Here is a 12,275-nt window from a genome sequence, read left to right on the forward strand (position 1 = left end):
TCCCCCCCGGGGGGGGGCCGGTCCGCGGCGTGCCCCCCCGCGCCCGCGCGCGGCGCCCCGCGCCGCCCGGCTCCGCTCAGGATGACAGCCGTGCCGGAACGGGTGGCGGGAAGACGAGAATAATTCGTCAAACTCCATCACCCCCGGGCCCATGCCGACGGACGATGCGCCTCTCACCACATTTGTGCTGCCTATGCGCCCGTGTGACCCGCGTGGTACCCTGCGTGTGGAGACACGCGTTGATCAATGAGGAGCGATCGCCCCGGTCGGTGCGGGGCGGGCGACGACGGAGGCTGGCGATGGGGAGCGCGGCACAGGTGACGGATCGGCCGGATGAGGCCACGCTCAATGCGATCCGGGTCACGGTCGACCGGCTGCGGGCCGCGGTGGAGCAGGTCATCGTCGGCAAGCGGGCGGTGATCGACCGGCTGCTGGTGGCGATCCTCGCCGAGGGGCACGTGCTGATCGAAGACGTGCCGGGGATCGGCAAGACGAAGCTCGCCCGCTCGCTCAGCCTCGCGCTCGGCGGCACGTTCCACCGCATCCAGTTCACACCCGACCTGCTCCCATCCGATGTCTCCGGCTCGCTCGTCTTCGACCAGCGCAGCGCGACGTTCACCTTCCACCCCGGGCCAGTCTTCGCCAACGTCGTCCTGGCCGACGAGATCAACCGGGCCGGGCCGCGCACGCAGTCGGCGCTGCTGGAGGCAATGGAGGAGCGACAGGTAACGGTCGAGCGGCAGACCTATCCCCTGCCCCGCCCCTTCCTCGTCGTCGCCACGCAGAACCCGGTTGAGCTGGAGGGCACCTTCCCGCTGCCGGAGGCGCAGCTCGACCGCTTCTTCCTCAGCACGGCTGTCGGCTATCCGGAGCGGGAGGACGAGCGGGAGATGCTGCGGCGCTTCCGGGCGCAGGACCCGCTGACCGAGGTGCAGGCCGTCACCACGCCGGAGGAGATGGCGGCGATGATCGGTACCGTGCGCCAGGTCTACATCGGCGCGGCCGTGGAGGACTACGTGCTGGACATCGTGCGCCTCACCCGTTCCCACGATGAGATCGAGCTGGGCGCCAGCCCGCGGGCGGCGCTGGCGCTGGCTCGCGCGGCACAGGCCACGGCGGCAATGAACGGGCGCGGCTTCGTCATTCCGGACGACGTGCGGGCGATGGCGTTGCCGGTGCTGGCCCACCGGATCATCCCGGCCGCGCGGGTCGAACTCCAGGGCCGTACGAAGGAAGCGATCCTGAGCGACCTGATCGCCCAGGTCCCCGTGCCGGTCGAGGAGGAGAGTGATGCGTGATGCGTCATGCGTCATGCGTCAATCGCGACGAGTACTGCCTGTTGCCTGTTCCGTGTTCCGTGCTCCGTCATCGTCGTTGCTCTCTTGTCTCCGGTCAGCATGGACAAAGACGCATGACGCATGACGGATGACGCATCACGCATGACTCCTGACGACGGGGCTCGCCCCGACACCGGCTGGAAGGATCCGGAGCGCGTGCGCTATCTGCTCGGCGGGGCGGTGGCGCTCTTCCTCGTGGCGGCGCTGCTGCGCCAACCGCTGCTGGCCCTGCTGGCGATGGCGGTGGCGCTGGCGATCGGCGTGGCGCTCCTCTGGCGGCGGTACGGCCTGGAGCACGTGCGCTACACCCGCTCCTTCTCACGCTCCCGCGCCTTCCCTGGCGAGGAGGTGCTGCTGGAGATCACGGTCGAGAATGCCAAGCTCTTGCCGCTGCCGTGGTTGGAGGTGGAAGACCAGTTCCCCCAGGGGCTCGAGTTCCCCGGCCTGTCGCTGGATCCCTCGCCGACGCCTAAGATCGACATCTTCCGCACGTTCTTCGCCGCGCGACCGTACGAGCGCGTCCGCCGCCGCTACCCGGTCGTCTGCGAGCGCCGGGGCTACTATCGTTTCGGCCCGGTGCAGCTCAGCACTGGCGACGTCTTCGGCTTCGCCACCTGCCGCGCGTCGCAGGACGCGGTCGATGCCCTCATCGTCTACCCGCGCGTGCTCCCGGTGACCGCCTTCGGCCTGCCGGCCAAGCAGCCGTTCGGCGACGAAAAGCCGGTCAAGCCGCTCCTGGAGGATCCGCTGCGCGTGGCTGGGGTGCGCCCCTACGTGCCGGGCGATCACCCCCGCCGGGTCCACTGGCGCGCCAGCGCCCGAACGGGCACGTTGCAGTCCAAGCAGTACGAGCCGAGCGCGCTGCCGACGCTGGCGATCTTCCTTGACGTCAACACGTTCGAGCACTTCTGGCAGGGGATCGACCCGGAGGCGTTGGAACTGGCGATCTCCGCCGCGGCCTCGCTCGCCGCGCACGGGTTGGAGGAACGGCGCCAGGTCGGGCTCTACGTCAACGCCCCGCTGGTCGGTGGGCAGCGCTCGGTCCGCCTGGCGCCCAGCCGGCACCCGGCGCAGTTGGGGAAGATCCTGGAGGCGCTCGCGCTGCTGATCCCCTACACCGGCTTCCGCGTCGAGACGCTGCTGGCGAACGAGGCGCGGCGGCTGCCCTGGGGCGCGACGGTCGTGGTCATCACCGGCTACGTCACCCCGGCGCTGGAGGAGACGCTGGCGCGGCTCTACCGCGCGGGGCACGCGGTGGCCCTGCTCGCCTTCGGCGAGCGGGCGCCCGATCTCCCCGCGCGTCCCGGCTTCACGGTCCACCGCTTCGGTCCGGAGGTATCCCTTGAGCGCATGGCTGCGTTCCGCCTGGGTTGATCTGCTGCTGTCGGCGCTGGTCGCGGCGGTCGAGGTCGCGGCCATCGCGCCGTGGCTGCACCTCCTGGCCGGGATGCTTGGGCACCCGGGCGCGACGGTCCCTGCGCCGCTCGGGATCGCCCTGGCCGGACTGGTGGCCTTCTGGTCTGCGCGCGGCTTCCTCGTCAGCGGCTGGGACATCGCCGCCGCGCGGCTGCTGAGCCTCGGCCTCTGGCTGGCGCTGGTGATCGTCTGGCTCGGACTGGCCGGTGCCGGTCTCGCGGCGCCCCTGACCCTGATCGACGGCCTCGTGAGTCGCGACGGTGCGGTCTACGCGCTCCTCGCTGTCGCCGGGCTGGCGTGGTGGCGCGGGATCGCCCTCGGCGTGCACCCCGACCCCTTCCCGCCCGGGTCCGCTCGGGGCCTGCTCGAACGTGGCGTCGCCCTGCTGGCCGTCGCGTTGATCGTGGCGGCCGCGACCGGCGGCGAGGCCGGGCGGAACGCGCTCGCTGCCGCCGCCACGGCGGTGCCGGTGGTGCTGATCGGCGGGCTGGTGGCGGTGGCGGCCGCGCAGGAGCGGGTGGTGCGGGCGCGCGTCCGCGAGGGTGGCGCGGGCTGGATCGGGGCCGGCGCGGCGCTGGCGGTCGGCATCGTCCTCCTGGCGCTGCTGCTCGCGGGCGTGGCCGGGCCGGACGTGTGGCGCCAGGTGCTGCGGCCTTTCCTCCTCGTGTTCGAGGCCCTCGCGACCGGGCTGATCTGGGTGATGACCGCGGTTGCCTACCTCTTCTTCCTGGCGCTGACGCCGCTGATCTGGCTCGTCCGCGCCCTGGCCGGGGAGCGGGAACAGCCGCAGGAGGGGCAGTCCCCCGGCCCGCCGCCGCTGCCCGAGTTCCAGGAGCAGGCGCGGAACGCGCTGCCCGCGTTCATCGGCACGGCGCTGGAGATCCTGCTGATCGCGGGCGCGATCGCCGTCGGGGTCTGGCTGGTGCTGCGCACGCTCCGCCGCTTCCGGCCCGAGCGGACCGACCAGGCGCTCGACGAGGTGCGAGAGAGCGTCTGGTCACGCGAGCTGGCGCTGGCGCAGCTCCGCGGCTGGCTGCAGGGGCTGAGCGCTGGGCGCGGCGGGCGCCGCGCCGGCCACTACGACCTCGACACACCCCCGACCAGCGTGCGCGAGGCCTACCGCCACCTGCTGGTCCTCGCCGCCCGAGCCGGTCTTCCCCGCCGGCCCACCGAGTCCCCCAGCGACTACGCCGCCCGCGCCGCCGAGGCGTGGCCCTCGGCCGGCGAGCCGCTAGCCGACCTCACCCAGCGCTACCAGCTCGCCCGCTATGCCGACCACGAAACCCCCACCGACCTCACCCACGCCCGCGCCGCCTGGGAGGCGCTGCGGGAGAGGGTGGGGCGGCGAGATGACGCTGACGAGTAGGATGCCGCTCACGCTGCAAGCACTGGTCGTACGCTAGCCGATCGCGTCGCGGCAGACACGCAGGAAGTTGCGGCCGAGGATCTTCGTGATCGACTCTGTGGAGTAGCCCCGCGCGAGCAGCCCGGCGGTGAAGTTGTGGATCTGGTCGATGCCCGCTAGTTCCGCGGGGTACACGCTGCTGTGCCCCTGGTAGACTCCGGAGGCTGCGAGCCGCTCGTCGATGAACTCCTGCATGTAGTCCACAAAATCGGCCCCAATTGCGACGTGGTCGTCACCGACGAGGCGGACGATGTGATCCACATGATCAAGCAGTCGCTCGAGCGACGGCTGCTCGGCATCGATGAAGCCAGGGTAGAAGCAAACGCCGACGACGCCGCCCGTGCGAGCGATTCCCTCAATGGCGGCATCGCTCAAGTTACGCCGGTGCGGGCAGTACGCGCGGGCGTTCGAGTGGGACGCGACAATCGGGCGCTCCGCTACGGCCAAGACCTGTTCAACACCGCGCGGTGTGAGGTGGCTCACATCGACGAGAATGCCGAGTCGCTGCATCTCCTTGACCGCGGCCACCCCGAAGCGGGTAAGACCACCACCACCGTGTTCTTCAGCGACCCCGTCGCCGATCGGGTTGCGGTAGTTCCAGGTCAGGCAGACGACGCGCACCCCGAGACGGTAGAGCGTGCGAAGAGTTCCCAGACTCTCGCCGAGGGCAGCGCCACCCTCCAGACCCACTAGCATCGCGAGCCGGCCCTGTTCGGCCGCTGAGACAATCTCGGCGGCTGAGCGGGTCCAGGCGAGATCGGGCGACTCCGCCGCTTCCGACTCCATCGCGTCGAGCATCTCGACGACGCGTCGCAGGGCAGCGTCTGTCTGCATCCCTCCGACGAAGGAGTCGTTGTTCAACGCCATGCCGACCGCGGTCACGCCGCCGGCTCGGAGGCGGGGGAGGTGCAGCCGTTCGATCACCCGTTCCTCGCCGCGGGCCCGGCGGCGGTAGACATCTGTCGGAATGTCGGAGTGCATGTCTGCCACGATGGTCGAGGCGTGAAGCTCACGCGCGCGCGGTAGGTGCTCCCGCCACTGGTCTCGGCGCTCTGTCATGGTCTCCCCCGATTACTTCTGCCGCAGCCGCGGGTCAAGGGTATCCCGCAGCGCGTTACCTAAGAGGTTGAACCCCAGAACGGTGATCATGATCGCGATGCCCGGCACATTGATAGCCCAGGGCGCGGAGCGGAGATAGAGGCGCCCACCGACGAGCATGCTGCCCCATTCGGGCGAGGGAGGCTGCGCTCCCAAACCGAGGAAGCTCAGGCCAGCAGCTACCAGCACGGCGGCCGGAAACTCCAATGACGCGAGTACGATGATCGGCGCGACGATGTTCGGCGCGATATGGCGGCTGAGGATGCGGACGTTTCGAGCGCCAGCCGCTCGCGCGGCCGTCACGAACTCCCGCTCTCGCACCGCGATTGTGCTCGCGCGAACGAGTCGGGTGAACAGTGGCACCGTCCGGATCCCGACGGCGATCATGGCGTTTCGGAGGCTCGGACCGAGCGCGGAGACGATGGCGAGCGCTAGGAGGAAGTTTGGGAAAGCAAGCATGATGTCGGTGACGACGCTGATGACCAGATCAACGCGCCGGCCGAAGTAGCCTGCGAGCAATCCCAGTGGCGTGCCGACAGCGAGGCCGATGGCCACACTGATCAGCCCGATGAATAGCGTGATCCGAGAACCGTGTACGATGCGCGCCAGAATATCACGGCCGAACTCGTCGGTGCCGAACCAATGAGCGGACGAGGGGGGGCGGAGCCGCTCTCCCACCGCCATCTGATATGGATCAGCCGGAACGATCGCGGGGCCGACCGCAGCGACAAGGACGAGGATGACCACGATCGTCATTCCAATTCGCCCGGAACCCTTCCCGAGCACCTGGCGTAGCAAGCCCGGGCGCCGCCGCTTGGGTCCCGGAGTTCCCTGGCCAAGGCGGATTTGATCTGCGGAGACCACGTCGCTCATGCTGTGGTGCATCCCTTCCCGGCCCCGGCAACACAGCGCGGCTCCCGCTCATCGTAGGGTCGCTGCATCGCGAGACGGATCGATTGCTTCATACGTCAGTCGTAGGCTACCCGCGGATCGAGAACGCCGTACAGAACGTCGATCGCAGTGTTGACGATGACGTAGCTGCTGCTCACTACGAGCAGAATCCCCTGGATCACCGGATAGTCACGCTGGTTGATGGCCGTAACCGCCATCTCTCCTACCCCAGGCCAACTGAAGACGACCTCGACGATGAAGGCCCCGGCGAGCAGGTTGCCGAACTGCAACCCAACGATCGTCACGACCGGGAGCGCCGCGTTACGCATGGCATGGCCCAGCACGACGCGCATCTCCCGCAGCCCTTTAGCCCGGGCAGTCCGGACGTAGTCTTCGTTCAGAACCTCCAAGAGGGTCGAGCGGGTCATGCGCGCGATGAGGGCGGATGTGATGAGCCCGATCGTGAGCGCTGGAAGAATGAGATGGCGTGGCGAATCTGAGCCCATGACCGGCAGGATTCCCCAGCGGACGGACACGAGAGAGATCAGGAGCAATCCGAGCCAGAAGGAAGGCATGCTCTGTCCCACGGTCGTGGCGGCCATGATGAGGGTGTCCCATAGGCGGTCTCGGAAGATAGCCGCGACGACGCCGGCAGAGACCCCGAGCACGATCGCAACGAGCGTCCCAGAGATGGCCAGATAGAGGGTAGCCGGGTAGCGGTTGAGGATCTCCTGTGTGACGGGCAGCCCCGACTGGATCGAGGTGCCGAGGTCTCCCTGGAGAGCGCGGAGCAAGAACTTGAGGTACTGCTCGGGGAGGGGGCGGTCGAGGCCGAGATCGCGCCGGACGATCTCAATGGTCTCCTGATCGACGGACTGCCCGAAGAACATCAACTCGACGGGATCACCGGGGATCAGCCCGCGGAGAAGAAACACTGCAATCGATACCCCGAGCAGTGTGGGTATCAGCAGCACGAGCCGTCGGACGGCGTATCTTACCATTGGTCTCGGCCAATCGTTGGGTACGGCCCTTCACCCGTCCCCTCGGTAGTATGGGGAAAACGCCACGACACGAGACCCAACCCGTCGGATCGAGGCATCGTGTCGTGGCGCGACACGGACGGGGACTCCGCCGTACCGTCAGCTCTCAGCGATCCACACGTCCTGATACATCGGGTAGCCCAGCGCCGAGAAGAAGAAACCCTGCACCGCCTTGCTGCCGGCCATCATGAAGTGGTCCGAGAAGAGCGGGACCACGGCAGCGTCTTCCAGCAGCATTCGCTGCGCTTTGCTAACTGCCTCCTGGCGCGCTTTGGGATCAACCGTGCTCTCGATCTCCTCGAGAACCGGGTCGAGTTCCGGATTCGAGTACTGGTTGTCCCGACCGGGGCTCTTGAAGGTCTGAGACAAGATGATGGGGTCTGGCCAAGTGGTACGGTTGAACGCGAAATGGAAGTCACTCTCCCGCAGCTTGGCCAGGAACGTGCCAGCATCCATCGTCTCCAACTCCACATTGATGCCCACGGCTTGGAGCTGGGCCTGGATGACCTGCGCTGCCCGTACCGCCTGCGGTGCGTTCCAGGTGGTTAGCACGGCGTTCACGGGCGTCTTCCCCTGCAGGAGCGACTTGGCCTTCTCCGGGTCGGGCGTGAACCCGTACTGTTCTCCGACCTCGGCATCGTAGCCTGCGGTTCCGATCGGGAGCGGTGCCTTGATGAGATCACCGTAGATATAGGATGCTATCAGGATCTCCTCAGGGTTGAGGGCGTAGCCGACCGCTTGCCGGACGGCGAGGTCGTCGAACGGCGGCTTGGTAGTGTTGAACTCGATGTACTCCCAACTGGTGCCCTTTTCGCGGGCGAAGATCTGAAGATCCGGGTTGGCGCGGATGTTCTCGACATCCTGCACCGGAGCCCAAGCCAGATGCAATTCCCCGCTCTCAAGAGCCGCCATTCGCGTGCCCTCTTCGGGTACGAGCCGGATCGACAACTCGTCGATGTACGGCGCACCCGGGTTCTGCACGTCGCCGCGGAAGTTCTTGTAGTCGGGATTGCGCTCGAAGAGGAGTTCCTTGCCGGCGTCCCAGCGCTTCAGCTTGAACGGCCCTGACCCGACTGGGTTGCGCCCGAACTGATCGCCTAGCTTCTCGACCGCCGTGGGCGAGATGATGCCCATCTGGCTCCCGGCGAGCATCATGAACACCGGAGCGTACGGTTCGGACCAAGTCAGCTCCACCGTCTTCTCGTCGATGACCTCGGTGCCTTCGAGCGGCCCGATTTGATTGGCATTCGGGGAGGCCGTGGCGGGGTCGATCAGGCGGTCGAAGGTGAACTTCACCGCCTCGGCATTGAGTGGGGTGCCGTCGTGGAAGACAACTCCCTCGCGCAGCGTGAAGGTTATCCGGGTCCCATCGTCGCTGACGTTCCACGATTCGGCCAGCCATGGCTGCGGCTGGCGGTCCTGATCGACGTACACCAAGCGGTCGTAGAGCAGGTTCAAGACGTACGTGGTCACCAGGAGCGTGCCCTTGTGAGGGTCGAGGGAGTCGGGCTCTGAGAGCAGGGAGTCGAGGAGTCGACCGCCTGTCCGGATTTCCGTCTCGCTGGTGGAGCCGCCGGCGCCAGGAGTGCTCTCCCCTGCAGGCGTGCTCTGGCCCACGCCCGAATCGCCGGTGCTCCCCGTGCCCGTAGTTGGCGCGGCACTGTCGGTGTCCCCTCCGCCGCATGCAACTAGGAGCATCGTGGCGGTTGTACCCGCGGCTACCTTTAGAAAGTCGCGCCGGGTTGCCATGTCCTCTCCTCCACACATGAGCAGTCGGCACGAACCCCACTGGGGGCACCGTGCGTGATCAGCGTGCCGGAATAGGGTTGATGCGATCGAGTCTCCCCGCGGCCCTCACCCTCGCAGGATCTGCACAAGGCGCATTGAACGCGACAAATCTGCGTTGGGCAACGTACCAGGAACGGCTTTGTGGTGAGTCTAGCAGCGATGTAGTATCATGTCAAGTGTAGCCGGTGACATGCTACATGCGACTAGTCCGGACGCAACTACCTCTCGCTGCCGCCGAAGGTGGATCACTTGTCCATCTACACCAGGAGAAGCATCGATGATGATTCTGTGTTATGGTGTACGTTACCACCGTCATTCTTCGTGATCCTGCTTCGTTCTCTTGGCGACGGCGAATGGATACAGGGGGTTGTTCCCATGCCGGAAGAATCGCGTGCCGACGCTGGTCGCCCAATGGAGCGCGCTGAGCACGACGCTACTCCGCTCATCGAACCCATCCCGAAGGCGGTCAGCCTTGCCACGCAAGCCTACGAGCATATCAAGGCGGCTATCATTGCCGGTGATCTCATCCCGGGGCAACTCTATTCAGTAAGCCAGTTTGCTGCGTTGCTCGGGGTGTCTCGGACCCCCGTGCGCGAAGCGCTCCTGGCGCTGGCAGCCGAGGGGTTGCTAACGATGGATCGGAACCGGGGGTTTCGGGTACTCCCGATGTCAGCGCACGATGTGGAAGAGATCACCCAACTCCGCCAGATGCTCGAGATCCCGGCCATCGCGCAGGTCGCTCGGCTCCAGCCACCGCCCCGGGAGGCGCTACGTCGTGCGCGTGAGATCTACGCGGATCTCCAGAAGGCAGCCGATGAAGGGAACCTGCTCGAGTTCCTCGCCCTCGATCGACAGTTCCATCTCACGCTGATCGACGCGCTCGGCAATAAGCGACTTACACGCCTGGTCGGCGAGTTGCGCGATCATATGCATCTTCCGGGTCTACGCCGGCTGGCGATTAGCGGACAACTCCACGAATCAGGGCGCGATCACCTCGTGCTGTTGGAGGCATTGGAGGCCGGGGATGCCGACGCCGCAGTGGCCTGCATGGAGCGGCACTTGGGGCGCATTCGGACCGACTGGGCATGACGGTGTGCACGTCGAAACGGCGGTGGTGCCGTCGGCGTGACCTCACCAGGCATGCTCGAGGGACAGACAGGGACAAACGCGGGAGCGACAGGGGGGAGAGCAGCGTGCATTCGGACGCGTCAGCATACAGGATAGAACCGAATGTTTGGATCCCGATGCGGGACGGGGTGCACCTAGCGGGGCGGATGTATGTGCCACTTGGACCCGGGCCCTTCCCGGCAGTGGTGAGTATGATGCCGTACCACAAGGACGGTTCCTACGGGATAGGGTACCTGGATGCGGTGCACCGTTACCTCGCCGAGCGCGGGTATGTCACGATCTCGGTCGACCTGCGGGGCGTCGGTGTCTCCGAGGGGCATGCACACGACGCGTTTGGCGAGTCGGAGCGCTACGACGGCTACGATCTCGTGGAATGGGTTGCCCGCCAGCCCTGGTCGTCTGGCGCCGTGGGGATGTGGGGGCTCTCGTACAGCGGGATCACAGCGCTCAGCACTGCGGGACTGAATCCCCCTCACTTGAAGGCGATCGTGGCGATCCATGCTGCGACCGATCTCTTTGACGACTACCTCGCTGCACACGGCTGCCGGACTGCGTTCTCGCCGGATGTCCACTGGGGCATTCGCATGGCCGCAAGCAACCTGCTCCCGCCGCTGTACGACGACGACGGCACCTGGGACGCGCGTTGGCGCGAGCGACTAGAACACTACCGTCCATGGATCGCTGCGTGGCACGGAGAGGCGTCTGCCGCCGAGGCGCGACGCGGCCGCACGACTGACCCCCGGTCGATCACAACGCCGGCCTTCATCGTCGGTGGGTGGCGAGATATCTTCGCCGACGTCGCGGTGCGCGTCTACGACGAGCTCCGAGGCCCCAAGCGGCTCCTGATGGGCCCATGGAAGCACATCTTCCCTGACCTCGCCGCGAACGAACCGATCGGCTTTATGCCGGACCTGCTGCGTTGGTGGGATCGCTGGCTCAAGGACGAGCCGAACGGGATCGAATCCGAGCCGCCGGTACTCCAGTACATGTACGGGGCCGCTGAATGGCGCCATGAGCAGGGTTGGAATCCCCCTCGGGCTGAGACGGTGCGCTACCACATGACGGCCGACGGGGCGCTCGCTACCGATGCCTCTCCGTCGTCTAACGAGGTCATTACCTACGACTACACCCCTCTGGTCGGAATCGACACAATCGCCATGCACTGGCTGCCGGGACCGGATACGCCGCTGTATCCCGGCACCGACGATGCGGTCAGCCTCTGCTTCGACACTGCCTCGCTCAGTGCGCCGCTCGAGATCACGGGCACGCCGGTGGTACGCCTCCGGGTGGCGGCCACCAACGCAGAGCCACCGCTGGTCTGCCGCCTGTTCCAAATCGGGCCGGATGGCCGGCGTGAGTTCATCACGATGGGCTGGATGAAGGGACGCGGGGCCACTCCCGGCACCTCGGAGAACCAGATACCGTCTGACACGCCGGTCGAGGTAGAGCTCAAGCTTCGCCCAATCTCCTGGCGTGTACCGGCTGGAAGCCGGCTTCACCTGACCGTTTCCTGCGCGGATCTGTCCCGCATCTGGCCGGAGGCCGAGCCCTTCTCGCTCACTCTCTACCCATCCTGCATGGAACTGCCGGTCGTGCATGGCGCTGACCCGGATCTCCCCGAGCCGCGGATCGCCCCGCCGGAGCTTCGCGTTCCGGCCCGATCGATGACGCGCGATGCGCGGCTGCGTCTCATCCGCGATCTCGTCGAGCCGGTCGTCTCGTTCGAAGCGGTCACCGGGCAGACGATGCATCTTGGCGGGGGTGCGGTGCTCGACTCAGACCTCTACGGCCTCCTGACCGTGGATGGGCAACAGCCCAGTCGCTCGACGCTTCATGCGGAGTCGGTCTTTACGCTCCGCCGCGCGAGCGGCGTCGTGCGCGCCGCCGCGCGGATGGTGGAGACTAATGAACACATCCAGGTTACGGTCAGCGTGAGGATGGACGACACCGAGATCTTCTCGAGGAGCTGGACCGTTCGCGTGGACCACTAGTCGGCTGCTCCGCCGTCCTCGCTCGTTACGAGCCGACCCGCACCACGACCCGGCCGCGGACCTGGCCGCGCAGGATGGCGAAGAGGGTGGCCGGGAGGTCGGTGAAGGGGATCTCCTGGGTGATCGGGTCGAGCAGGCCGGCGGGCTTCCAGTCGGTGGCGAGGTGCTGCCAGATCTCGCG

9 protein-coding genes are annotated in these 12,275 nt (G+C 67.0%); 5 read left to right on the forward strand and 4 right to left on the reverse strand.

The window, feature by feature from the left end:
• Positions 1-299: 299 nt before the first annotated feature.
• The 3 genes from IRZ30_RS11390 to IRZ30_RS11400 all read left to right on the forward strand — a co-directional run bounded on the left by IRZ30_RS11390 (position 300) and on the right by IRZ30_RS11400 (position 4,119).
• Positions 300-1,298, forward strand: a complete 999-nt coding sequence (locus IRZ30_RS11390) for a MoxR family ATPase (protein ID WP_294085241.1) — start codon at positions 300-302, stop codon at positions 1,296-1,298.
• Positions 1,299-1,439: 141 nt separating this feature from the next.
• On the forward strand, positions 1,440-2,711 hold the full coding sequence (locus IRZ30_RS11395; protein WP_294085242.1) for a DUF58 domain-containing protein: 1,272 nt from the start codon (positions 1,440-1,442) through the stop codon (positions 2,709-2,711).
• Positions 2,680-4,119, forward strand: coding sequence for a DUF4129 domain-containing protein (locus IRZ30_RS11400; protein WP_294085243.1), 1,440 nt, complete (start codon positions 2,680-2,682; stop codon positions 4,117-4,119). The genes IRZ30_RS11395 and IRZ30_RS11400 overlap by 32 nt, the downstream gene beginning before the upstream one ends.
• Positions 4,120-4,152: 33 nt before the next feature.
• On the opposite strand, the gene IRZ30_RS11405 is transcribed toward IRZ30_RS11400, so the two are convergent.
• From IRZ30_RS11405 to IRZ30_RS11420, 4 genes are all read right to left on the reverse strand, one after another.
• Positions 4,153-5,217 carry a dipeptidase gene (locus IRZ30_RS11405; RefSeq protein WP_294085245.1) on the reverse strand — a complete coding sequence of 355 codons (1,065 nt, stop codon included), beginning with the start codon at positions 5,215-5,217 and terminating at the stop codon, positions 4,153-4,155.
• 12 nt (positions 5,218-5,229) lie between these two features.
• A complete protein-coding gene (locus IRZ30_RS11410; protein WP_294085246.1) occupies positions 5,230-6,012 on the reverse strand; it encodes an ABC transporter permease in 783 nt (260 codons plus the stop codon).
• A 212-nt stretch (positions 6,013-6,224) separates the two neighbouring features.
• Entirely contained in the window at positions 6,225-7,148 is a 924-nt protein-coding gene (gene nikB, locus IRZ30_RS11415; protein WP_294085247.1) for a nickel ABC transporter permease, read from the reverse strand.
• Positions 7,149-7,286: 138 nt separating this feature from the next.
• Complete coding sequence (locus IRZ30_RS11420) at positions 7,287-8,936, reverse strand: ABC transporter substrate-binding protein (protein WP_294085248.1); 1,650 nt, start codon at positions 8,934-8,936, stop codon at positions 7,287-7,289.
• A 288-nt stretch (positions 8,937-9,224) separates the two neighbouring features.
• Here IRZ30_RS11420 and IRZ30_RS11425 point away from each other — a divergent pair, with 288 nt between their 5' ends.
• Complete coding sequence (locus IRZ30_RS11425; RefSeq protein WP_294085249.1) at positions 9,225-10,064, forward strand: GntR family transcriptional regulator; 840 nt, start codon at positions 9,225-9,227, stop codon at positions 10,062-10,064.
• Between the two features lie 155 nt (positions 10,065-10,219).
• Positions 10,220-12,094 carry a CocE/NonD family hydrolase gene (locus tag IRZ30_RS11430; protein ID WP_294085250.1) on the forward strand — a complete coding sequence of 625 codons (1,875 nt, stop codon included), beginning with the start codon at positions 10,220-10,222 and terminating at the stop codon, positions 12,092-12,094.
• Positions 12,095-12,275 lie beyond the last annotated feature (181 nt).

Source organism: Sphaerobacter sp. (assembly GCF_019683595.1).
Classification (GTDB): domain Bacteria; phylum Chloroflexota; class Chloroflexia; order Thermomicrobiales; family Thermomicrobiaceae; genus Sphaerobacter.